This is a genomic window from Methylophilus sp. 5 (assembly GCF_000515275.1).
Lineage (GTDB): Bacteria > Pseudomonadota > Gammaproteobacteria > Burkholderiales > Methylophilaceae > Methylophilus.
Genome location: NZ_KI911560.1, coordinates 2,718,124 through 2,740,426, shown reverse-complemented (window position 1 = coordinate 2,740,426; position 22,303 = coordinate 2,718,124). Strand labels below are relative to the sequence as shown.

Sequence of the window (22,303 nt, the reverse complement as noted above, 5' to 3'; positions counted from 1 at the left end):
TATCAAATTGAGACTGAAAGTTCAGGATTACAAATGAGCCACTAACTTGTTCATTTTTATGAACTGGCCACTCTATTTCTCTGTTCATGAAAACAAAAAAAGACCATCCCAGAGAGGATGGTCTTTTCTTTTACGCTCAATAATCCATTGAGTAACAATGGCTTTGTTTGGTCTGGAGTGGTCTCCAGAATACTTCACTTTGGTGGAGCTGGGGGGAATCGAACCCCCGTCCGCAAGCCCTCCACAGACAGTTCTACATACTTAGCTGTGTTGTTTAAATTTAATCAGACACCCACCAACGAGCAAGCAGATGGCTGACGAGCTGCCTTAGATTTAACGCCTTACCAAGCAACCCGATAAGACACGATCCTCTCTAAATGACGCTGCTGCCGGTTACCCGGCCCGACCGAGAGGCTCTTCGGTGCAGCGTTCAGCCGGGATTAAGCGGCTAAAGCGTAAGTTTCGTCGTTTGCGACTATACTTTTTCAGATGGATTTACGAGGGAACCTGAATCCTCGGTATGCCCTGCACTGCTTTGTAACCCACGTCGAAACCGGGTCAGCCCCAATGCAATCTTGGGATTATACGCTTGAAAACCCAGCGAGCCAAACTTCAAGCGCATTTGTATGACATGGTACAATTCAGCTATGTTCAAAAAAATAGTGATTTTCGGGGTTGGTTTGATCGGGGGCTCAGTGGCGCTAGCGCTAAAAAAGCAGCCTCACTCACCACAAATCACCGGAATTGGCCGTACCAGCCAAAGTTTACAAGAAGCGCTCCAGCTTGGATTAATTGACACTGCAGAAACAGACATCGGCAAGGCATTATCGGGGGCAGACCTGATATTAATCGCGACACCGGTGGCGCAAACACCAGCGATTTTGCGTGCTATTCGTCCGCACCTGGACGATCAGATGGTGATTACTGATGCGGGTAGCACTAAATCAGATGTCATGGCTTATGCCTGTGCCGAGCTTGGTGAGCATATTGGCCAGTTTGTTGGCGGCCACCCGATTGCCGGCGCCGAGAAAAGCGGCCCTGCAGCGGCCATGGCCGATTTATACATCGGCAAAAATGTCATATTAACGCCGAATGCAGCAACCCAGCCGCAAGCAGTCGAGAAAGTAAAAGCATTATGGCAGCAATGTGGCGCCATCGTTTCGAGTATGAGTGCGCAAGAACACGACAGCGTATTCGCTGCCGTTAGCCATTTGCCGCATTTATTGGCGTTTGCATTGGTAGAAGATTTTGCCAAGCGTGATAACGCAGCATTACTGTTTAAGTTTGCCGCCAGCGGCTTTCGCGACTTTACACGTATTGCCGGTAGCCACCCTGAAATGTGGCGAGATATTGCACTCGCCAACAAACATGCCTTGTTAAACGAACTTAAAACCTACCAGCAGGCCGTGAGTGAGATGACGACTTTACTCGAGCAAGATAACGGCGATGCGCTACATGCCTTGTTTGAACATGCCAGCCGTGCCCGCAACGACTGGGCCAACTCTAAAATTCAATAATTACACACTGTTATGGAACAACTGCATTTACCCGCTGCACACCAGGCGCTAGGCGCAATTACCTTGCCAGGCTCAAAAAGCATTTCTAACCGCACCTTGCTACTGGCAGCACTGGCTGATGGCGTTACCGTGATTCGTGACTTGCTAGCCTCTGATGACACGGCAAGGATGCTGGAGGCCTTAACGGCGCTGGGCGTTACACTCAACAACATTGGTGAAAATGCCTGGCAAGTCACTGGTTGCGGCGGCAAATTTCCAAATAAGCAGGCCGATTTGTTTTTAGGCAATGCTGGTACGGCGTTCAGGCCACTAACCGCAGCTCTGGCTTTTTCAGGTGGCAATTTCCACCTGCATGGCATTGCACGCATGCACGAACGCCCAATCGGCGATTTGGTCGATGCATTAAAGCAAGCCGGTGCACAAGTGAGTTATTTAGCGAATGAGGGCTACCCTCCCCTGCAAATTTCCCCGGCCAAGCTAAATGTCAGCCAGGCGATTAAAATCCGCGGTGATGTCTCTAGCCAATTTTTAACTGCCCTGCTGATGGCGTTACCTTTAACTGGCCAGGCAGCCACCATTGAAGTGGTCGGCGAGTTAATTTCAAAGCCTTATATTGAAATCACACTTAACCTGATGCAACGCTTTGGCGTAACGGTGCAACGTGATGGATGGGCACGCTTTCACATTCCAGCCGCCGCGCACTATCAATCCCCAGGTGAAATCTATGTGGAGGGCGACGCTTCAAGCGCCTCTTACTTTATCGCTGCAGGTATTTTGGCGGGTGATGTCACGGTTCAAGGGGTCGGACAGCAAAGCATTCAAGGCGATATCCAATTTGCAGAAGCAGCCAACCTGATGGGCGGCCATATCAGCTATGGCGACAACCATGTGCGTGCCGAAAAAACACAGTCGTTAAAAGCGATTGATCTCGACTGCAACCATATCCCGGATGCCGCCATGACCTTAGGCGTGATGGCCATGTTTACCCAAGGCGACTCAGACCAGGCGCGCACGACCACTTTGCGCAATATTGCCAGCTGGCGCGTTAAAGAAACTGACCGTATTGCGGCGATGGCAACAGAGTTACGCAAAGTCGGCGCTACCGTGGTTGAGGGGGCTGATTACATTCAAATTACCCCCCCGGCACAACTGACACCAAATGCAGTGATTGACACCTACGATGACCACCGCATGGCCATGTGCTTTTCGCTGCTAAGCCTGGCGGGTGTGCCAATTACCATTAATGACCCTAGATGCGTAGCTAAAACGTTTCCTGATTACTTTAAGGTATTTGCCAGCATCGCCCGCTAGCTTAAGCTTACTCACGCCGCGTAAGCCCACTCATGCTCATCGGGCTCTGTAGCTGCTGCAGCATGGCCATGCTGGTGACGCTGCCAGGCACGCTCGTGAAAATAAAACACCACGGTATTGCAGGCAGGCTCTACTAAGGCCATCAGCCCGCCAACCAACAGGCTGCCGGTGACTAGATAGGCAATCGTGAATGCAACGCTAAAATGCAGCATGGCAAATGAGGCGGTTTTAATCATGTTGTGCTCCTTAAGGTCGATGTAGCCATGATATAAAGCCCAACAAACAAAATCCAATTCATTGTTTTAAAGTGATCTATAAGCAAAATTTATGACTAATATTATTCTTTCGCCTGTGATTGCCATTGACGGCCCGTCTGCCTCCGGTAAAGGCAGTGTTGCAGAACGTGTTGCCAAACAGTTCGGCTTTCACTACCTGGATTCAGGTGCCATTTACCGGCTGCTCGCCTATGCCGCCTACCAGCAGCAAGTCTCGTGGTCAGATGCAAACGCACTGGCGGATATTGCAGCGCATATGGTAATCAAATTCGAGCATGGCGAAGCCTATCTTAATGGTGAGCAAGTCAGTGCCCATATCCGCACCGAGCAAATGGGCAAAGGTGCGTCTGAAGTAGCTGTGCATCCTGCCGTGCGCACGGCGCTGCTGCAAACCCAAAGAAACTTCAGGCAAGCGCCTGGCTTGGTGGGCGATGGCCGTGACATCGGCTCGGTGATTTTTCCTGATGCCGGATTAAAGATTTTTCTGACTGCCGCAGTTGAAACCCGTGCTAAACGCCGCTATGAGCAATTGCTGCAACGCGGCGAAACGGCCAGTTATGCGCATATTCTGGACGATTTACAACAACGCGACCTGCGCGATAGCCAGCGCGCCGCTGCGCCGTTAAAACAGCTGCCCGATGCCATTTTGCTCGATACCACCGACAAGAATATCGAACAGGCGGTGAACATCATTATCGAAGCCTTTAAAAAAGCCAGCCAAACAGCATAAAAAACCGCATAAGTCATTGAACTCTATAATTTTTTTGTGTATAGTTTTGGATTCGGATTGCTCAAGTCATGCTTGAGCAATATTTTTTAACCTTTTCCATTGATTGCGCACCTGCGTAGCAATGGCTCGCTGAACGATGTCTGTCATTCATGCGAGTAAAAATTGGACAATTTTTTAATGGCTTCTATTTCTAATACATCCTCTTCCATGGAATCTTTTGCAGCCCTCTTCGAAGAAAGCCTGGCTCGCCAGGAAATGCGCGCAGGTGAAGTGATCACCGCCGAAGTAGTATCTGTAGACAATGATTTCGTCATCGTTAACGCTGGCCTGAAATCCGAAAGCGTCATCAACGCTAGCGAATTTAAAAATGCTCAAGGCGAGCTTGAAGTTGCTGTCGGCGACTTCGTTAAAGTAGCGATCGAAAAACTGGAAGATGGTTTTGGTTCTACACAACTGTCTCGCGAAAAAGCGAAGAAAATGCAAGCATGGCTGGATCTGGAAGAAGCCATGAACGAAGGCCGCGTGGTCAAAGGTTTTGTCAGCAGCCGTGTTAAAGGCGGTCTGCGCGTTTCTGTCAGCGGCATCATGGCATTCTTGCCAGGTTCACTGGTAGACATTCGTCCAGTTAAAGACACCACTCCTTACGAAAACAAAGAGTGGGACTTCAAAGTTATCAAACTGGACCGCAAGCGTAACAACATCGTGGTTTCACGCCGCGCAGTGATGGAAGACACCCTGGGTGCCGACCGTGAAGCACTGTTGGGCAGCCTGACCGAAGGTGCTGTCATCAAAGGGATCGTTAAAAACATCACTGACTACGGCGCGTTCGTGGATCTGGGTGGTATTGATGGCCTGTTGCACATCACTGACCTGGCATGGCGCCGTGTGAAGCACCCGTCTGAAGTGCTGACTGTTGGTGAAGAAGTTGAAGCCAAGATTCTGAAATTCGACCAAGAGAAAAACCGTGTTTCTCTGGGCATCAAACAATTGGGCGACGACCCATGGGTTGCATTGAGCCGCCGTTACCCAGTAAGCACACGCCTGTTCGGTAAAGTGTCTAACCTGACCGACTACGGCGCGTTTGTTGAAGTAGAACCGGGCATTGAGGGTTTGGTGCACGTGTCTGAAATGGACTGGACCAACAAGAACATCCACCCGGGCAAAATCGCTCAGCTGGGCGACGAAGTTGAAGTCATGATTCTGGAAATCGACGAAGATCGTCGTCGTTTGTCACTGGGTATGAAACAGTGCAAACCAAACCCATGGGATGATTTCGCTGCAACGCACGCTAAAGGCGACAAAGTATCTGGCCAGATCAAGTCTATTACTGACTTTGGTGTATTTATCGGCTTGCCAGGTGGCATTGACGGTTTGGTACACTTGTCTGACCTGTCATGGACACAATCTGGCGAAGAAGCCATTCGCAACTTCAAGAAAGGTGACGAGCTGCAAGCCGTTATTCTGGGCATTGACGTTGAGAAAGAGCGTATTTCTCTGGGCGTGAAACAATTGACCGAAGATCCTAGTGGCAACAGTGCTCCAATTGGTGACGACAAATCTGGCAAACCAAAAGCCAAGAAAGCAAAAGCTGACGACGTGATGATCGACGAAGCTTCTGCAGGCACCACTAACTTGGGTGCTTTGTTGAAAGCCAAACTGGATAGCAAAAAATAAGAAGGCTTTAGATCATGACAAGATCTGAACTGATAGACTTGCTTGCCCAGCGTTTTCCGCAATTAGTGCTGAAAGATGCCGAGTTATCCGTCAAAACCATCCTGGATGCGATGACGGAAAACCTGGCGACTGGTGAGCGTATCGAGATACGCGGTTTTGGCAGCTTTAGCCTTAACTACCGCCCGCCTCGGCTCGGACGTAACCCGAAAACCGGCACCAAGGTGCAGGTGCCGGCTAAGTACGTGCCACACTTTAAAGCGGGTAAAGAACTACGTGACCGCGTAGACGCTATCGAATCTTAATTTTTTGATTAAGTAGTAAACAAAAAACGGTATCTTCGGATACCGTTTTTTTTACCTGTGATGAACGCTATTCGTAGCGCATCGCCAACTGCTTGGGTAAAATAAAGCCTGACCTGAAAAGAGACCTCCTATGCTGGTTGAATTTGAATATTGGTGGCTATTGATTTTGCCGCTATTTTTTACCCTGGGCTGGATTGCCGCCCGTGTTGACATCAAGCAATTGATTGCTGAATCAACGTCTCTGCCAGCCACCTATTTTAAAGGTCTGAATCTATTGATTGCAGACCAGTACCACAAAGCCGTCGATGCCTTTAGCGAAGCGCTTTACCTGAATAAAGACTCATTAGAACTGCACTTTGTGCTGGGTAGCTTGTTCCGCCGCACCGGCGAAACTGACCGCGCGATTCACCTGCACATGAATTTGCTCGAAAACTACGAACTCACTGAGCAACAATCTACCTCGATCAAGGTCGAGTTGGCACAGGATTACTTTAAAGCGGGCTTATACGACCGTGCCGAAGAAATTTTTCAGACGTTGCGCCATACACGCTATGAACAAGCGGCTTTGCGCCACTTACTTGAAATCTACGTCAAAGAGCGTGAATGGTCGCAAGCCATCGCCATTGCCATTGAGTTAGAACGCTCTTCTGGGATCTCTTACCGCAAAGAAGTCGCACAATATTATTGCGAGCTGGCTGCTAATGCCCTGATTCGCCAGGATTGGGCGCAGGCTAAAACACAACTTGAACAAGCACTGGATGCCAATAAAAACTGTGTGCGCGCCAATGTTTTACTAGGCGACATTGCGGCACAGCAAGGCCACCACACCGATGCAATCGCCTTTTGGAAGCGCATTGAAATGCAGGCACCAGAGCACCTGGGGCTGATTGCGCAAAAGATGCTCAAAAGCTATTCACTGCTTTATGGCGAAACTGAGACCGAGAATCACAAGGCAGGCAAAGGCATGAGTGAGGGTTTAAGTCAGCTACATCAGTATCTCGAAACCTATCAGATCAGCAGCATGATGTCCGTGCTTTATGAAGCCACATTGCAAGCCGAAGGCGCTGACAAAGCGGCCAAACTGGCGCGTAATGAGCTGATTCGTAAACCCAGCCTGAAGTCATTAGACCAATTACTGCAAGCGCGTGCCATGTTGGATGATGAACAGCATGACTTGCAACTGATGCAGCAAACCGTGCGTAATGCCATTGGCGACCGTGCGGCTTATTATTGTGACCAGTGCGGCTTTCGTGCCAAGCAGTATCATTGGCAATGCCCGGCCTGTAATGCTTGGGAGTCTTTGCCGCCAGAGCCGACTGAAGCCACCATTAGAGACATCAAGCTACTCAAACGCAAGTAGCCTTTATTAACCAAAGCTCAAATCCCCCTATGACTGATAGCAAAATTATTGTCGCGCTGGACTACGCAGATGCTGCATCTGCCACCGCCTTGGTCGACCGCCTGGACCCGACACTCTGCAAACTGAAAGTTGGTAAAGAATTATTCACGGCGGCTGGCCCCGCTTTTGTAGAGTCGCTGGTAAAACGCGAATATGATGTATTTCTGGATTTAAAATTTCACGACATTCCTAACACCGTGTCCAAAGCCTGCCAGGCAGCGGCCAACCTCGGCGTCTGGATGTTGAATGTACATGCCAGTGGCGGCTTGCCGATGATGCAAGCGGCACGCGAAGGCCTGGACAAGGCCTTTGGCAATAACGCCCCGCTGCTGATCGCAGTCACAGTATTGACCAGTATGGATGAAGCGACCTTGCATAGCCTCGGTATACAGCGCCCATTAGCCGAGCATGTATTAGCGCTGGCTAGCATGACCAAACAAGCAGGCCTGAATGGCGTTGTTTGCTCGGCGCAAGAAGCACAGGTGCTTAAACATGCATTAGGCGCTGAGTTTTGCCTGGTCACGCCTGGCATACGCCCACACGATGCCAGCCAGGATGATCAAACCAGAATTGTCACGCCAGAAGATGCATTAGCCCTGGGGGCACATTACCTGGTGATTGGCAGACCAATCACCCAAGCCAGCGATCCGTTTGTTGCATTAAACGCGATAATTAAAAATATTTAACAATAATTAACCATTTGTGGGGCTGCGTGCATTTACATGCATCGCTGACCAGTAAAATAAAAACAGGCCAACCAAGCCTGTTTTTTATTTTTAGACGATACGGAGGATATATGAAGCAAACACTATTCGCTTATTTGATGTATTTTATTCTGTTACCAGCCGCCTATGCTGTGGTCGATATCAATACGGCCAGTCAGGCCGAATTAGAGAGCCTTAATGGCATTGGCCCCTCAAAAGCACAAGCCATCATTGACTACCGAAAAAAGAGCGGCGGCTTTAAATCGGTCGATGAGCTGGATCAAGTACCTGGGATTGGTCAGGCAACACTAGCCAACCTCAAAAAAGATGTCAGTATCAGCGGTAAAAAACCACTGCCCACCGAAACGATCAAAGTAGATAAAAAGAAATAGTAATGCAGCCCTAAGTCTTAAAAACAAAAAAGCACCCAATGGGTGCTTTTTTATAGCTGGCGGAGAGAGAGGGATTCGAACCCTCGATAGAGTTACCCCTATGCCACCTTTCCAGGGTGGTGACTTAAACCGCTCATCCATCTCTCCGAAAGAAGGCGCGATTATAGCCCATAAAACTTGTTGCCGCCAAATAATTTAATGGATTTTTTCAGGCATAAACAGGTCAAAACAGGGACTAAAAACGCACTCTATAACACCACTGAGTACTCTTATAAATCATCAAAAAGTTATCTTAAAAGGCTTGCTTTTGTCAGCATGAAGGTTTAATGTTTAGCACACAAACAGACGCCAAAGCCTTGTAAAATAAGGTGTTAAGCTATGTTTATCGCGATAGTTAATTGCGGTTTGATGTAAGCGGTTTGGAGAGCAGTTCTGCTACAACATTAATAGAAAAAATACAGGAGTAACTATGAGTTTGGATCTTCTTAAGGCGATGGGCGTAACAGTCCCCTACAAAGCTAAATATGACAACTTTATCGGTGGTAAATGGGTCGCGCCGGTTAAAGGTCAGTATTTCGATGTGATTTCACCAATTACCGGTAAGCCATATACCCAAGCGGCGCGTTCCAGCGCTGAAGATGTCGAGCTGGCTTTGGACGCTGCCCATGCAATTGCAGATAAATGGGGCAAAACGTCGGTCGTTGAGCGTTCCAACCTGTTACTGAAAATTGCTGATCGTATTGAGCAAAACCTAGAGTTGATCGCCACCGCTGAAACCGTTGATAACGGTAAACCGATCCGCGAAACTCTGAATGCAGATATTCCGTTGGCCGCCGATCATTTCCGCTATTTTGCCGGAGCTTTGCGTGCGCAAGAAGGCAGCATCAGTGAGCTAGACGAAAATACCGTGGCGTATCATTTCCACGAGCCGCTTGGTGTTGTCGGCCAGATTATTCCATGGAACTTCCCTATTCTGATGGCCGCCTGGAAACTGGCGCCAGCCGTCGCAGCGGGTAACGCTGTGGTGATGAAACCAGCTGAGTTCACCCCTATCAGCCTGTTGATTTTGATGGAAGTCATTGCTGATTTGTTGCCACCAGGTGTGATCAACATCGTTAATGGCTTTGGCCGTGAAGTGGGCGCCCCACTGTCTACCAGCAAACGTATCGCCAAGATCGCCTTTACCGGCTCAACCGCCACTGGCCGTTATATTGCACAAGCGGCTGCCAGCAACCTGATTCCGGCAACGCTAGAGTTGGGCGGTAAATCGCCTAACGTTTTCTTTGAAGACATTATGGACGCTGACGATGACTTTTTAGATAAAGCCGTTGAAGGCCTGGTGTTGTTTGCCTTTAACCAGGGTGAAGTCTGTACCTGCCCTTCCCGTGCCTTGATTCAAGAATCGATTTACGACAAGTTTATGGAGCGCGTGTTGCCACGTGTGGCTGCGATCAAACAGGGCAATCCGCTGGACCCTAATACCATGATCGGTGCGCAAGCCTCTGAAGACCAGGTAAACAAGATTTTGTCTTATATGGACATTGGTCGCCAAGAGGGCGCACAACAACTGTGCGGCGGTGAGCGTAACATTCTGGGCGGTGATCTGGCAGAAGGCTACTACATCAAGCCTACGCTGTTCAAAGGCCACAACAAAATGCGTATCTTCCAGGAAGAAATTTTTGGGCCAGTGTTGGCAGTGACCACATTTAAAGACGAAGCAGAAGCATTAAGCATTGCCAACGACACAATCTTTGGCCTAGGCTCAGGCGTATGGACCCGTGACGGCAGCCGCGCTTATCGTATGGGCCGTGGCATCAAGGCTGGTCGTGTATGGACCAACTGTTACCATGCATACCCGGCACATGCAGCCTTTGGTGGTTACAAAGAATCAGGCATTGGCCGTGAAACCCACAAAATGATGCTGGATCACTACCAGCAAACCAAAAACATGCTGGTCAGCTATAGTCCGAAAAAATTAGGCTTCTTCTAATTTAACGAGTAACGCCTGACAAGTACGAGGGTTTGAAAAAGGGGCGAATTTTTCGCTCCTTTTTTTATCTATAATCACATATAGATATTTCAACGGGGGAAGCAATGATGACAGAGCGCGTTTCTGCAACACCAGCAGCGGTAGCACTCATCGCACAATTGACTGCGCAGCATGGCCCGATTGTTTTTTTTCAGTCTGGTGGCTGTTGCGAAGGCAGTGGCCCTATGTGCCTGCCAGCGGTAGAGTTTAAGCCCAGCCCAGCCGATGTGAAGCTGGGAGAGTTGCCTGATGGCGCGATTTTTTATATGAGCGACAGCCATTTTAGCTTTATGCACAGTACGCATACCATTCTGGATGCCATGCCTGGTTCCAGCGGCTCTTTTTCACTCGATTGTGGGAGTGGTATGGCGTTTATTACGCGTGGCCGTTTGTATTCTGATGATGAGTTGGCACAACTGCAACCAGAGCAGCGAATCGGCTTTCAATAAAGAAAAAGCATCCCAGGATATTTTTTACTGAGGGTTCGAATCCCTCTCTCTCCGCCAAATTTAAAAAAAGCACCCTTGAGGTGCTTTTTTTATGCGAGAGGGATGAGAACCCGGTAAAACGCAAAGCCAGGTTCGACTAGCCGGCATGTTAATGCAGGCTGGACGCCGACAACGGAGGCGGTCTTGAGGCGTGCCGAAAGATGGCTACGCCACAATCCCGCTCTCTCCGCCAAATAACAAAGCACCCGCAAGGGTGCTTTGTTATTTGGCGATTACGAATGCCTTTTCAGGCCGGTGGTCACCCTTAAAAACCCAGGCTGTCCAACAGGTCATCGACCTGCTCCTGGTTGGCAACCACATCCACCGTGTTATGTGGATCAATTTGCGGGCCATTTAACAATGAGTCATCGTCTTTTTTCACGGGCGGTGCAAAATCAACCAGCACCTGCACTAATTGTCTTTCCAGGTCTTGGGCCAAAGTGGTGACTTTTTTGATCACCTGGCCGGTTAAGTCCTGAAAGTCCTGCGCCATCATAATATCCATCAACAACGACTTCGTGGTGGTGGTATGCTCGTTGGCCAGTGATAAATAAGCCAATGTTTCTTGCACCACAGCATCATATTCTGACTTGAGTGATGCGCGCTGCATCACCTCTTCCCAGCGTTGCTTTAACGCACCGGCACGGTCAGCTAACTCAGATTGCAGTGGCGTCGCCTGATCAGTCGCATTTAATACGCGCTCGGCGGCCTGTTCTGTCATTTTAGCTACGTAACTCAAACGGTCACGCGCATCCGGAATTTCCTGAGCCACTTGCTCCAGCACTTTGTCGTAGCCCAATCCACTCAAGTTGTCGTGCAACGAGCGTGTCATGTGGCCAATCCGGCTGATCATTTCTTCTTGTTGGTTTCCACTCAGGTCCTGCATGATGGTAGAGGCTATGTCCACCACAATATTGTCCTGATTCGGATTGACAGCTTCGGTCATGGTTACACCTCGCCTTTTTCCAATTTTTCAAAGATTTTGGATAATTTTTCTTCCAGGGTGGCTGCCGTAAACGGTTTCACCACATAGCCATTCGCTTTGGCTTGCGCCGCCGCAATGATGTTTTCTTTCTTCGCCTCAGCCGTGACCATCAATACCGGCAGCTTAGACAATTTGTTATCTGCGCGGATATTCTGCAACATGGTTAAACCATCCATGTTCGGCATATTCCAGTCAGAAACCACAAACTCAAAATCACCATTACGCAATTTGTTCAATGCATCTGCGCCATCTTCGGCCTCTTCCACATTGTTATACCCCAGCTCTTTGAGCAGGTTACGTACGATTCTACGCATGGTGGAAAAGTCGTCCACCACCAGAAATTTAGTATTAGGGTTGCCCATTTGTTACTCCACTATCATTAGTTACCTATCCCGTAGTCTTGATTATCCAATAGCTGACCCACAATGCTATTGTTAATAAAACCGGGATTTGTCTGTTTGTTCACCACTACGTTACACACGCAGGGCACGTTCACTATTAGTAGCTAAATAATGTAGCACCATTCGCGGCAGGTCTTTCAGATGCCCTACCTCATGGACGCCACCATGCGCGACAGCCTCGCGCGGCATGCCATACACAACACAGCTTTCTTCATTTTGAGAAAAGTTGTACGACCCGCCCTCTTTCATGCGCAGCATACCAGCAGCACCATCTTTGCCCATGCCGGTGAGGATAATCCCAACCGCGTTTTTACCTGCATTGATGGCCGCAGAATCAAACAATACATCGACTGAAGGCTTATGTCTATTCACCGGCTCACTGTCTGATAACTTGGTCACATAGTTCGCGCCACTCCTGCCTAGCAACAGGTGTTTGTCACCTGGTGCAATATAGGCATGGCCTGGCAGTACACGCTCGCCGTCCACCGCCTCTTTCACAGAAATCTTGCACAGCGTGTTTAAGCGCTCGGCAAAAGACTTGGTGAAGCCGGCTGGCATATGCTGGGTAATCAAAATGCCCGGGCAATCTGACGGCATTTGCATCAACACCGATTTAATCGCCTCGGTGCCGCCAGTAGACGCGCCAATAATCAATAATTTTTCACTACTGATGAGCGGGTTACGAATGGCATTTTGCTGCACCTGCGTATTAGACGCCTTGGCAATACTTTGCAAAGTACTCACTTTGGCGCGTGAAGCGGTGCGGATTTTATCGGTGATTTCATCAGCATACTGTTGCATGCCCTGCGCAATGCCCATTTTAGGCTTGGTCACAAAATCTGTCGCGCCTAGCTCCAGCGCACGCAATGTAATTTCCGAGCCTTTTTCAGTCAGGGTAGACACCATCAGCACCGGCATCGGGCGCAAGCGCATGAGTTTTTCCAGAAAATCCAGACCATCCATACGTGGCATTTCCACGTCCAGCGTCAGCACATCCGGGTTCAATTGCTTGATCATTTCTCGCGCAACCAGCGGATCCGGCGCGGTCCCCACCACTTCCAGATCTTTAGTGTCATTGATAATCTCGCTTAGCAGGCTGCGTATCAACGCAGAATCATCAATGACAAGTACTTTTGTTTTCATGGCATGTCCTCTTTTTTTAATTATTATTTAAAACAAATCAATATCCCCACCCACATCGCTTGTCTGCAATTTGCTTGAGTAAGCTTGTTCGCGTTTAACCAATGTGTAGTTGTTCAGTTGTTTCAGTTTTTTAACCAATACTTTGCCTGTTTTTGGAAAAAAATAGACCTTGCGCGGGTAAATGTCCAGCAAGTCTTCGCCGGTCACTTTAATGCCCTCTTCCTTCAGGTATTTTTTAACGAAAATCGCATTGCGGTCGCCCACGTTATTGGTGGTAAAACTGCGCAAGACATTACCGCCGCCAAAAATTTTGGCCTCCAGATTTTCACGTTTGGCGCCATTGCGCAATAACTGGTTAATCAGCACCTCCATGGCATAGGTGCCATAGCGCATAGATTCCGAAACCGGACTGTCTTTATCTGCGCTGCCACCTTCGGGTAACATGAAATGGTTCATGCCACCAATACCGGTACGGCTGTCGCGAATACAGGCAGACACGCACGACCCCAGCACAGTGACAATCAACATGTCTTTGTCGGTGTAGTAATACTCCCCTGGTGAAATTTTGGCAGCGTTACAATTAAACGTTCTGTCAAAATACAGGGTGTTTGAAATTTCTTCTTGCATGACACTCATGTCGATTTCCGATGCGTAAACAGGCTGGAACGTGCCGCGCCACTGGTTTTTAATTTATAGACGGTTTTTCCTAGCAGTTGCAGGTGATCAGACACATATAAAAAGTTTTCCGAGTGACCAGCCAGCAACAAGCTGTCTTCATGCATTAAGGTGACGAATTTATCAATAATTTTGCCTTGTGTCGGCTTGTCAAAGTAAATCATAACATTGCGACAAAAGATCACGTCAAAGCCATCGTTAAATGGCCATTGTCCATCCAGCAAATTAAGCTGATGAAAATGAATCAACTCGCGTAATGCTTTTTTCATGCGCACGAGCCCATCGTTTTTGCCAGTGCCTTTTTCAAAAAACTTGCGCACTCTGGCATCGTCCATTTTTTTGATACGGTCCAGCGGGTAAACCCCAGCCGCAGCCGTCGCCAGCACATTGGTATCAATGTCGGTGGCAATAATTTCAACCGGCGGTTTGAGTGTATTAAACGCTTCGCAGGCGGTGATCGCAATCGAATAGGGCTCTTCCCCGGTCGACGCGGCAGAACACCAGATGCGTATCGGTTTGGCAGGCTTGCGTGCAGCAAGCTTGCTCAAATGGTCTGCTAATATCGGAAAGTGATGCTCTTCCCGAAAAAATGAGGTCAGATTCGTGGTCAGCGCATTGGTAAATGCCTGCCACTCATCTGCATTGTTGTGTTTTTCCAACGTGTCCAGATATTGTTTGAAGCTGAGGATATCCAGTGCGCGCAAACGCCGACCAATACGGCTGTACACCATATCGGTCTTTGCATCGGATAATGAAATGCCTGCATGGCGATAAATCAGGCTTTTAATTCTGACGAAATCATCGCGCGTAAACAAAAACTCGCGCTCTTCCTGTTCTTGTTTTTTCAATGCACTCACTTCGTTATCCTATGCAAATCCGTTGGGTTAACATTGCCTGGAAATTAAGCCTTTGTGGTATCGATGCGATCTTTCATTTGTGCAATCGCCAATTCAACCTGCTTGTCTTCTTTTGCTTTAGTTTCAGCACTGGTGCGTGCAAACTGGCTACGCTCTTTCATTTGAGTGATTGCCAATGCAGCAGCCTGGTCATCCGCACGACGGTTTTGTGCTTCTGGTGTTTGTGCGGCAAACGGGTGCAACGCTTCTTTGTATTGTTTAACGACATCAGCAGCTTTAGGCTCGCGGTTGATCGCGGCTTTCAATGCGATTTTTGTCGCGCGGTAGTTCCAGTCCTGGATACGGTCATCCATGTCGGCTTTGCTATCGATAAACACGCCTACGCAAATAAAGATGTCATCCGCTTCTTCCAACGGAATCGTGCCATCAGCCACGCAATCCATCACAGCCATGGCTACGCCACGTTGTGCCGGGCCAAACATTTGTGTTGCCTGACGACCATCTTTAATAGTCACTTTGTTAAACATCACTGTGTTTGGTTTTACCATCATGTTTGGCGCTGCAATCGCCAATAAACCGTTTACCCCTTGTTTTTGGTCGGTGAGCGTACGACAAAATGCGTCTTCTGCAGCGCTACCGCGTGGGCCTAAAATTAAATCAATATGGGCCACATTTTTCAAATCCAGGCCACCCTCTGGGCGATCTTCAATAACCAAACCTTCACCAATTAACACTCGATCAATCACAGCCATTTTTTTACTCCTGATTAAAGTTACTACTTATTAAAGGGCGATAGAGACCGCCCTAACCGTTGCTGACCTGACGATATTGTTCGTTCCAGCCTGCATTTCCCACTTTGTGACCGGACACTTTTGCTGGTCCATCCACAATAAATACACTCACCGCCGTTGCCAATTCATTGGCATGATCCATCAGAGACTCTGCCGCCGCGGCCGCTTGCTCTACCAATGCAGTATTCTGCTGAGTCACATCATCCATGCGGATCACAGCATCATTCACCAGGGCAATGCCTGCGCTTTGCTCATTAGAGGCCGAGGCAATCTCACCGATAATGACGCTGACGCGTTTGACCGAGTCTACGATCTCATGCATGGTGTTGCCTGCTTCTTCCACCTGACGACTACCCTCTGCGGTTTTGTTAACGGAGTCATTAATCAACTCTTTAATTTCGCGTGCTGCCACTGACGAACGTTGGGCCAAATTACCCACTTCGTTGGCGACCACAGCAAAGCCACGCCCTTGCTCACCGGCACGTGCAGCCTCAACCGCAGCATTCAGCGCCAGAATATTAGTCTGGAAAGCGATGCTGTCGATGACAGAAATAATGTCTTCAATCTTGTGTGCGCTTTCGTTAATATCACTCATAGTGCTGACCACCGCATTGACCACTTCACCGCCTTTAACGGCGACCTCTGAGGCTTGTGCCGCCAGGTGGTTGGCCTGTTTGGCATTGTCAGCATTCTGTTTGACGGTAGACGCCAGTTCATCCATGCTGGATGCTGTTTTCTCAAGGTTGGCCGCCTGATCTTCGGTACGGCGACTCAAGTCTGCATTGCCTTGCGCAATTTCTTTAGCAGCGATATTGATCGACTCGGCGGCCGTTTTTACGGTCAACACCGGCTCAACGATCATATCCAGCGTCTGATTCATGCCCTCCACAATCTTGCGGTAATCGCCAGGATGCTGCGCGGCATTGGCCCGCACAGTCACGCGGCCTTCACGGGCAGCTTCTGCCAGCATTTGCGCATCGGCATTCAACGCTTTCAAGTTGCTGCGCACTTGCTCAATGGTTTGATTAATTTGCGCTTTTTGGCCAGGAAACTGTTCCAGTGGCGCATCAAAATTGCCATCACCAAACGCTTGCACACAGGCCATGGCTTTTTGGTTAAGCTCCACATGCCCGGCCACAATCTGATTGATACTGGCGGCGAGAACCGAGAACTGACCTTTAAACATATCGGCACGCAACGTCATGTCAATATTGCCTTTTTCATGCTCGGCATTAACCCAGTTAACTGAGTCAACAATGCCTTTTAAATTGCCACGAATACGCTCTACGCTCTTGTTCATGGCAGCTTTTTGGCCAGGCATGGCTTCGAGCTGTACGCTCAAGTCGCCACGACCAATATTGTCCATGACTGCAATAAACTTTTCGGTATCGCTCACATAGGCTTGCACCATATGGTTAACGCCTTGTGCCACTGCTTTAAAGTCGCCATCAAACTGGCTAATATCCAGCAAGGCATCAATCTCACCTTGCGCATGTGCAGTAGACACTTTAGCCATATCAGAAATCAGTGTTTTGACGTTATTTTTCAAGCTGTCAAAGCTCACATTCAAGGCACTCAAATCGCCTGGCAAGGTCTCTAGCTGAACGCTAAAGTTACCCTCGCCCAGTAAACGCATGGACTGGCTGGTCTTATGCAGAATATCTGCATGCATCGCAAGCATGCCATTGATGTCCTGCGCCATTTTGCGATACTCGCCGCTAAATTTGTCAGCATCCATCATGGCCTTTATATTGCCTTTGGCATGTTCAGCCACGACATAGGTCATTTGCTGATCCAGTGTTCTCAAGGTGGCTTTGGCCTGATTTAATGCGTGAATCACATTGTCATCACTGTTGGCATGCAGCTCAGCGCTGCTACTAAAATCACCGTTGGCAATCCCATTGGCCGCATCCAGCGCTTCAAATGTTTCACCGCCTACATTACGCCTGATAGACGCAATCAACAATGAGCCAACAGCGACGGTGAAAAGAATCAAACCAATATTCAGGCCATAATTCACCCACTCGTTGTGGTTGATCAATACTGGCGTTTGTTGCTCTATGTTCAGTGCACCATCACTGGCCAGTTTGACCACTTCATCTACGGCCAGTCTATGCTTTTGATAAGCCGCCTGCAATCTTTCCAATGCATGGTCAATTTGCTTTTTGTCACCACTGCGGATCGCAGGAATCACTTCATTGTCGCGCACATTAAAAAATTGATTGCCACTCTCAAACAAAGGGCCGAGTACGCTGCTTTTGAGGGCAGAGGCAGGCAATTGTGTTTGCCAGTAAGCATGGCGCTCTTCAAAGGATTTTTTCAGTGTGTTGCCTTTATCCACCAGCGTTTGCAATGGCTGGTTGTTTAAAGACACCATTTCAAGAACGGTGAGCCAGGACTCGATCAAATACTCAGGCGGCGGTAATACATCTGCAATCAGGTCTTTATGATTCATGATTTGCTGATAATGTGCGCCATGAATCGCTAACTCGCGATCGCCCAGATTATCCAGATAGCTGGTCGTGACAATGCCAGCACCGAGCACAGCTAGCATCACGCTCAGTTGCGATCTCAGTTTCATGCGAGAAAAACTTCCCGCCAATGTACTCAACGGTTGTGAGGACATGTGTGCCACTCCTTATTTGATTCCAAATCCCGGTTGCTGGCCTGTTTATCTTGTTGCTTGGCCTATAGTGGTGATTATTAAACATTCAAGCACTAATTGAATTGCCTGTAAAAAGGGGAATCTCGGCTCTTTTGCTGTAATTGCAACCCTAAAGAAATTTGAATCTCTGTCGTGGCTAACCAACCGTTTTAATTGGGCTAGAGGCCAATTACTTGAGCATAGATATAAAAAAACCGGCTGCGTGAGCAGCCGGTTTTCTTGTTTACATCTGGTGTTAAAGTTAACGCGTAATCTCGTTAAAACTCTTCCCAATCACTGTCATCGGTGCCGGTGCGGGCGGTGACCTTAGGCGCACTGGGGGTAACATGCGGTTTAGGGGCCGCCACAGGTCGACCGGACGAACTGCCACTATCAGAGAACCCTCGTGCGACGGGCGATGGTGAGGCATGGCCACTGCTGCTGGCTTTAAAGCCGCTAGACTGGCTACCCTTGCTGCTATGTGCGAATCCACCCACACGGCCTTCAAGTTTGAACTGGCTGATCGCATCTGCCAGCTGGTTAGCCTGATCAACCAGAGACTCGGCTGCGGCCGCGGCTTCTTCAACCAGCGCAGCGTTCTGTTGCGTGGTTTCATCCATGCTGGTCACTGCCTGGTTCACCTGATCAATACCAGTCGTTTGCTCGGTAGAGGCAGCTGAAATCTCACTGATGATGTCGGCCACACGTTGTACTGAAGAAACCACTTCTTCCATGGTGTTACCGGCGTTTTCGACCAGTTTGGTGCCTTCTGTGGTTTTGTTCACAGAGTCAGTGATCAGTTCTTTGATCTCTTTGGCTGCACTGGCTGAACGTTGTGCCAGGTTGCGCACTTCACCTGCCACTACCGCAAAGCCTCTGCCCTGCTCACCTGCTCGTGCTGCTTCTACGGCGGCGTTTAAGGCCAGAATATTAGTCTGGAACGCAATGCCGTCAATCACGGAGATGATGTCTTCGATCTTTTTGGCACTTTCGTTGATCGCACTCATGGTGGCAACGACTTCGTTCACAACTTCACCGCCTTTAACCGCGACGCCTGACGCAGTTAAAGCAAGCTGATTGGCCTGTTTGGCGTTCTCGGCGTTTTGTTTCACCGTAGAGGCTAACTCTTCCATGCTGGCTGCCGTTTGCTCCAGGCTAGAGGCCTGTTGCTCGGTACGGGCTGACAGGTCAGAGTTACCACTGGAGATCTCATTCGCTGCGGTGGTGATGGTTTCTACTGCTTCAGAAACTGCAATAATCGGTTCTACAATCATGTCCAGCGTGTTGTTCACACCTTCGATAATCTTGCGGAAATCACCATTGTGCTTATCCACGTCAGCACGCACGGTAATGCGGCCTTCTTTAGACGCTTCTGCCAGCATGCTGGTGTCTGCTACCAAGGCGTTGACGGCTTCAATGCTGGTGTTCAGGTTGGTAATGATCTGGCTGTAGTCGCCTGGATAATGTTCTGAAATCGTGGCTGGAATATGGCCTCTGGCAATGTTATCCAGATACTCAGAAGTCACGGTCAGTGGTTTGACCACGGCATCCAGCGTGCCATTGAGACCTTCGATTACTTTACGGAAGTCACCGTTGTGCTTACTAATATCTGCACGGGTAGATAACTGTCCATCTTGTGCGGCAAGGGCGAGTTTATTGGCATCGGCCACCAGAGCATTCACCGCCGCAATACACGTATTGAGGTTGTTAATGATCAGGCTGTAATCCCCTTGGTATTGCTCTTGAATACTGGCAGGAATAATGCCTTTGGCAATGTTGTCCAGGTAGCTTGACGTCACATTCAACGGTTTTACCACCGCATCCAGTGTGCTGTTCATGCCTTCAACAATCGCACGGAAATCACCCTGGTGCTTGCTCGCGTCAGCACGCGTGCTTAAATTACCTTCAATCGCCGCATGCGCCAGTTCGTCAGCATCATTCACCAAGCGTTTGATATTGCTACGCACTTGCTCAATCGCTTCATTTACAAACGCTTTTTTGCCCGGGAACTGCTCCAAAGGCACATCCAGGTTACCTTCACCAAACGCTTTTACCACTTCAATCGCGCTACGGTTCATGGCAATGTGGCCAGCCACCATCTTGTTAATGCCTGCCGCCATTTCAGAGTAACCACCCTTAAAGCGTGTTTGATCAACGTTGCAGTCAATATCACCTTCGTCATGTTGCTGGCTCACGTAGTTGAGTGATTGCACCAGACCATCCAGCGTCCGTTGCAGCACACGAATAGAGTAAGCCACACTAGACTTGTCATCTTCAGGCAAGGTGATTTTCTGGTTCAAGTTACCTTCTACAAAGTTACGGGCAATCACCGTTAACTCAGCAGGCTCCATGCCCAATTGCTTGAACATATTGCGCTTGATATAGATACCAATCGACACCACCACGGCCAATGCAGCCAATGCAATCGCAATCAGCATAAACATGGCGCTTTGCTTGACTGTCGCTGCCTGGCTGGCACTATCTTTGGCCAACTTATTGTTAAACAGTCTATGTTCGCGGATGGCTGCTTGCACACCTTCGATCACGGCCTGGTTAGCCAGCAAGGCATCTCTCGCCTCTGTTTTTTTGTTCGAAAGCGACAGTGTCAATGTATTGCTACCTAACACATCGTAAGCTTTGATCGCGTCATAGTCTTTGGTCAGCAACTGCTTGTCTTGCGCATCGCTGATAAAGTTGTCATAGCGCTTTAACGCAGCCATCAGTTTGCCATGTGTTTCAGCGACTTCTTTTTCAATGGCTTGCATTTTGACATTGTCTGTATTTAGCATGTGCTGCCAAATCAGGCTATTTAGTTTTTCAAATTCACCCAATGTATCATCCAGTATTTCAATACTGGGGGCGGCCATTTCATTGGCAAAGTTGGTGTATTTAAACACCCGGTCTGTTTGAAAATAACTCACTCCCGCCAGCAGGAATAATCCCAAAGCTGCGACGGCAATCAGAATGTACATTCGTTTAGCAACACTCATCGTTTAGACTCCTAAATCCATTTAATCTCTATAACCTTTATAGCTTTCTTATATTTTCGGTTATTAAATCTATAACTTAAACTTTAATAAAAAAGCTTTTAGCCGCTCTGTTTTCGCTCAAGTTATTACCTATCATGCCGAGGACTACCCTATGAAAAATCGTAAAAAATCCCCCTAAAATCAGGGGGATTTTCTGACTAAAAAAGTCGATTACTTCTTCGCTTTTGAAGCGTCGGCAACATCTACTGGCTTCTTGGCAGCATTAGCCTCAGCAACAGCATTGCCTTTCATGTGTGAAGACGTCTGTTCAGCACTACCTTCTTCATAACAAACGCGACCCATCATCGAAACGGTACATACTTCAGCGGCAAAAATCGGTGCCGAGAAGGCAGATAACGCAACGATAGTCAGGGCTGTGTTCAAAGTTTTTTTCATAAAGTCTCCATATAATTTAACAGGGAATAACAGTGGTTATTGTTTACCACTTAGTTACTTTTACGACGCTTGTGGCCGTTTCTTTAGCTGTAAAAAGGCGTTTTAACAGTTTAGTTACAATAAAAAAGCCGACTGCTTTGGCAGTCGGCTTTTAAGTATGGGCGCGTGTTGAATTTAGCCCTGATTTGCCTTAAAACCCGGGTAACTTAAAACTCTTCCCAATCACTGTCATCGGTGCCGGTGCGGGCGGTGACCTTAGGCGCACTGGGGGTGACATGCGGTTTAGGGGCCGCCACAGGTCGACCGGACGAGCTGCCACTATCAGAGAACCCTCGTGCGACGGGCGATGGTGAGGCATGGCCACTGCTGCTGGCCTTAAAGCCGCTAGACTGGCTACCCTTGCTGCTGTGTGCGAATCCACCCACACGGCCTTCAAGTTTGAACTGGCTGATCGCATCTGCCAGTTGGTTAGCCTGATCAACCAGAGACTCGGCTGCGGCCGCGGCTTCTTCAACCAAGGCCGCGTTCTGTTGCGTGGTTTCATCCATGCTGGTCACTGCC

Annotated in this window: 20 protein-coding genes, 1 tRNA gene, 1 other RNA gene and 1 pseudogene; 10 read left to right on the top strand and 13 right to left on the bottom strand. The window is 48.7% G+C overall.

The genetic code is table 11. The features are described 5' to 3' along the window. Positions 1-200: 200 nt before the first annotated feature. Positions 201-566: a transfer-messenger RNA gene (gene ssrA / locus METH5_RS15555) on the bottom strand. Positions 567-647: 81 nt separating this feature from the next. Here ssrA and METH5_RS0113305 point away from each other — a divergent pair. Together METH5_RS0113305 and aroA are read left to right on the top strand one after the other, a co-directional pair. Continuing rightward, entirely contained in the window at positions 648-1,517 is an 870-nt protein-coding gene (locus METH5_RS0113305; protein ID WP_232411048.1) for a prephenate dehydrogenase/arogenate dehydrogenase family protein, read from the top strand. Between the two features lie 12 nt (positions 1,518-1,529). Next, positions 1,530-2,828, top strand: a complete 1,299-nt coding sequence (gene aroA / locus METH5_RS0113300; protein WP_029148968.1) for a 3-phosphoshikimate 1-carboxyvinyltransferase — start codon at positions 1,530-1,532, stop codon at positions 2,826-2,828. Between the two features lie 11 nt (positions 2,829-2,839). Here aroA and METH5_RS0113295 read toward each other — a convergent pair whose 3' ends face one another. After that, on the bottom strand, positions 2,840-3,064 hold the full coding sequence (locus METH5_RS0113295) for a DUF2061 domain-containing protein (RefSeq protein ID WP_036307942.1): 225 nt from the start codon (positions 3,062-3,064) through the stop codon (positions 2,840-2,842). Between the two features lie 91 nt (positions 3,065-3,155). On the opposite strand from METH5_RS0113295, the gene cmk reads away from it, so the two are divergent. The 6 genes from cmk to METH5_RS0113265 all read left to right on the top strand — a co-directional run bounded on the left by cmk (position 3,156) and on the right by METH5_RS0113265 (position 8,304). Continuing rightward, positions 3,156-3,833, top strand: a complete 678-nt coding sequence (cmk, locus tag METH5_RS0113290) for a (d)CMP kinase (protein WP_029148966.1) — start codon at positions 3,156-3,158, stop codon at positions 3,831-3,833. Between the two features lie 207 nt (positions 3,834-4,040). Next, positions 4,041-5,507, top strand: a complete 1,467-nt coding sequence (gene rpsA / locus METH5_RS0113285) for a 30S ribosomal protein S1 (RefSeq protein WP_029148965.1) — start codon at positions 4,041-4,043, stop codon at positions 5,505-5,507. A gap of 14 nt (positions 5,508-5,521) precedes the next feature. Further along, positions 5,522-5,809 (top strand): integration host factor subunit beta, encoded by a 288-nt coding sequence (locus METH5_RS0113280; protein ID WP_018985241.1) that lies wholly within the window; start codon positions 5,522-5,524, stop codon positions 5,807-5,809. A 130-nt stretch (positions 5,810-5,939) separates the two neighbouring features. Next, positions 5,940-7,169, top strand: coding sequence for a lipopolysaccharide assembly protein LapB (lapB, locus tag METH5_RS0113275; RefSeq protein WP_029148964.1), 1,230 nt, complete (start codon positions 5,940-5,942; stop codon positions 7,167-7,169). 29 nt (positions 7,170-7,198) lie between these two features. Then, the gene (gene pyrF, locus METH5_RS0113270; RefSeq protein ID WP_029148963.1) at positions 7,199-7,894 is read left to right on the top strand and encodes an orotidine-5'-phosphate decarboxylase; all 696 of its coding nucleotides are present in this window, start codon (positions 7,199-7,201) and stop codon (positions 7,892-7,894) included. A 110-nt stretch (positions 7,895-8,004) separates the two neighbouring features. Further along, positions 8,005-8,304, top strand: coding sequence for a ComEA family DNA-binding protein (locus METH5_RS0113265; RefSeq protein WP_029148962.1), 300 nt, complete (start codon positions 8,005-8,007; stop codon positions 8,302-8,304). Positions 8,305-8,361: 57 nt separating this feature from the next. Here METH5_RS0113265 and METH5_RS0113260 read toward each other — a convergent pair. Then, positions 8,362-8,451, bottom strand: a tRNA-Ser gene (locus METH5_RS0113260). Between the two features lie 322 nt (positions 8,452-8,773). Between METH5_RS0113260 and METH5_RS0113255 the strand changes: the two genes are divergently transcribed. Further along, positions 8,774-10,294 (top strand): aldehyde dehydrogenase family protein, encoded by a 1,521-nt coding sequence (locus METH5_RS0113255; protein ID WP_029148961.1) that lies wholly within the window; start codon positions 8,774-8,776, stop codon positions 10,292-10,294. A gap of 107 nt (positions 10,295-10,401) precedes the next feature. Continuing rightward, entirely contained in the window at positions 10,402-10,782 is a 381-nt protein-coding gene (locus tag METH5_RS0113250; protein ID WP_029148960.1) for a DUF779 domain-containing protein, read from the top strand. Positions 10,783-11,086: 304 nt separating this feature from the next. On the opposite strand, the gene cheZ is transcribed toward METH5_RS0113250, so the two are convergent. The 10 genes and pseudogenes from cheZ to METH5_RS15825 all read right to left on the bottom strand — a co-directional run. Beyond that, positions 11,087-11,767, bottom strand: coding sequence for a protein phosphatase CheZ (cheZ, locus tag METH5_RS0113245; protein WP_029148959.1), 681 nt, complete (start codon positions 11,765-11,767; stop codon positions 11,087-11,089). A 2-nt stretch (positions 11,768-11,769) separates the two neighbouring features. Beyond that, a complete protein-coding gene (cheY, locus tag METH5_RS0113240; protein WP_019882316.1) occupies positions 11,770-12,168 on the bottom strand; it encodes a chemotaxis response regulator CheY in 399 nt (132 codons plus the stop codon). A 111-nt stretch (positions 12,169-12,279) separates the two neighbouring features. Continuing rightward, a complete protein-coding gene (locus tag METH5_RS0113235) occupies positions 12,280-13,350 on the bottom strand; it encodes a chemotaxis response regulator protein-glutamate methylesterase (protein ID WP_029148958.1) in 1,071 nt (356 codons plus the stop codon). A 27-nt stretch (positions 13,351-13,377) separates the two neighbouring features. Next, complete coding sequence (gene cheD / locus METH5_RS0113230; protein ID WP_029148957.1) at positions 13,378-13,986, bottom strand: chemoreceptor glutamine deamidase CheD; 609 nt, start codon at positions 13,984-13,986, stop codon at positions 13,378-13,380. Then, complete coding sequence (locus METH5_RS0113225) at positions 13,983-14,882, bottom strand: CheR family methyltransferase (RefSeq protein WP_029148956.1); 900 nt, start codon at positions 14,880-14,882, stop codon at positions 13,983-13,985. Before METH5_RS0113225 ends, cheD begins: the two co-directional genes overlap by 4 nt. Before the next feature lie 44 nt (positions 14,883-14,926). Further along, positions 14,927-15,634 carry a formaldehyde-activating enzyme gene (gene fae / locus METH5_RS0113220; protein WP_029148955.1) on the bottom strand — a complete coding sequence of 236 codons (708 nt, stop codon included), beginning with the start codon at positions 15,632-15,634 and terminating at the stop codon, positions 14,927-14,929. Positions 15,635-15,686: 52 nt separating this feature from the next. Then, on the bottom strand, positions 15,687-18,254 hold the full coding sequence (locus METH5_RS0113215; protein ID WP_029148954.1) for a methyl-accepting chemotaxis protein: 2,568 nt from the start codon (positions 18,252-18,254) through the stop codon (positions 15,687-15,689). Positions 18,255-18,595: 341 nt separating this feature from the next. Beyond that, on the bottom strand, positions 18,596-21,307 hold the full coding sequence (locus METH5_RS0113210) for a methyl-accepting chemotaxis protein (RefSeq protein WP_029148953.1): 2,712 nt from the start codon (positions 21,305-21,307) through the stop codon (positions 18,596-18,598). Positions 21,308-21,517: 210 nt separating this feature from the next. Continuing rightward, the gene (locus METH5_RS0113205) at positions 21,518-21,742 is read right to left on the bottom strand and encodes a hypothetical protein (protein WP_029148952.1); all 225 of its coding nucleotides are present in this window, start codon (positions 21,740-21,742) and stop codon (positions 21,518-21,520) included. A gap of 206 nt (positions 21,743-21,948) precedes the next feature. Then, positions 21,949-22,303 (bottom strand): annotated as a pseudogene (locus METH5_RS15825) (chemotaxis protein); the annotation flags it as partial.

Excerpts from the sequence above, each read along its gene's own strand:
- METH5_RS0113305 (WP_232411048.1), top strand. The coding sequence starts at position 648 with ATGTTCAAAAAAATAGTGATTTTCGGGGTTGGTTTGATCGGGGGCTCA.
- aroA (WP_029148968.1), top strand. The coding sequence starts at position 1,530 with ATGGAACAACTGCATTTACCCGCTGCACACCAGGCGCTAGGCGCAATT.
- METH5_RS0113295 (WP_036307942.1), bottom strand. The coding sequence starts at position 3,064 with ATGATTAAAACCGCCTCATTTGCCATGCTGCATTTTAGCGTTGCATTC.
- cmk (WP_029148966.1), top strand. The coding sequence starts at position 3,156 with ATGACTAATATTATTCTTTCGCCTGTGATTGCCATTGACGGCCCGTCT.
- rpsA (WP_029148965.1), top strand. The coding sequence starts at position 4,041 with ATGGAATCTTTTGCAGCCCTCTTCGAAGAAAGCCTGGCTCGCCAGGAA.
- METH5_RS0113280 (WP_018985241.1), top strand. The coding sequence starts at position 5,522 with ATGACAAGATCTGAACTGATAGACTTGCTTGCCCAGCGTTTTCCGCAA.
- lapB (WP_029148964.1), top strand. The coding sequence starts at position 5,940 with ATGCTGGTTGAATTTGAATATTGGTGGCTATTGATTTTGCCGCTATTT.
- pyrF (WP_029148963.1), top strand. The coding sequence starts at position 7,199 with ATGACTGATAGCAAAATTATTGTCGCGCTGGACTACGCAGATGCTGCA.
- METH5_RS0113265 (WP_029148962.1), top strand. The coding sequence starts at position 8,005 with ATGAAGCAAACACTATTCGCTTATTTGATGTATTTTATTCTGTTACCA.
- METH5_RS0113255 (WP_029148961.1), top strand. The coding sequence starts at position 8,774 with ATGAGTTTGGATCTTCTTAAGGCGATGGGCGTAACAGTCCCCTACAAA.
- METH5_RS0113250 (WP_029148960.1), top strand. The coding sequence starts at position 10,402 with ATGACAGAGCGCGTTTCTGCAACACCAGCAGCGGTAGCACTCATCGCA.
- cheZ (WP_029148959.1), bottom strand. The coding sequence starts at position 11,767 with ATGACCGAAGCTGTCAATCCGAATCAGGACAATATTGTGGTGGACATA.
- cheY (WP_019882316.1), bottom strand. The coding sequence starts at position 12,168 with ATGGGCAACCCTAATACTAAATTTCTGGTGGTGGACGACTTTTCCACC.
- METH5_RS0113235 (WP_029148958.1), bottom strand. The coding sequence starts at position 13,350 with ATGAAAACAAAAGTACTTGTCATTGATGATTCTGCGTTGATACGCAGC.
- cheD (WP_029148957.1), bottom strand. The coding sequence starts at position 13,986 with ATGAGTGTCATGCAAGAAGAAATTTCAAACACCCTGTATTTTGACAGA.
- fae (WP_029148955.1), bottom strand. The coding sequence starts at position 15,634 with ATGGCTGTGATTGATCGAGTGTTAATTGGTGAAGGTTTGGTTATTGAA.
- METH5_RS0113215 (WP_029148954.1), bottom strand. The coding sequence starts at position 18,254 with ATGAAACTGAGATCGCAACTGAGCGTGATGCTAGCTGTGCTCGGTGCT.
- METH5_RS0113210 (WP_029148953.1), bottom strand. The coding sequence starts at position 21,307 with ATGAGTGTTGCTAAACGAATGTACATTCTGATTGCCGTCGCAGCTTTG.
- METH5_RS0113205 (WP_029148952.1), bottom strand. The coding sequence starts at position 21,742 with ATGAAAAAAACTTTGAACACAGCCCTGACTATCGTTGCGTTATCTGCC.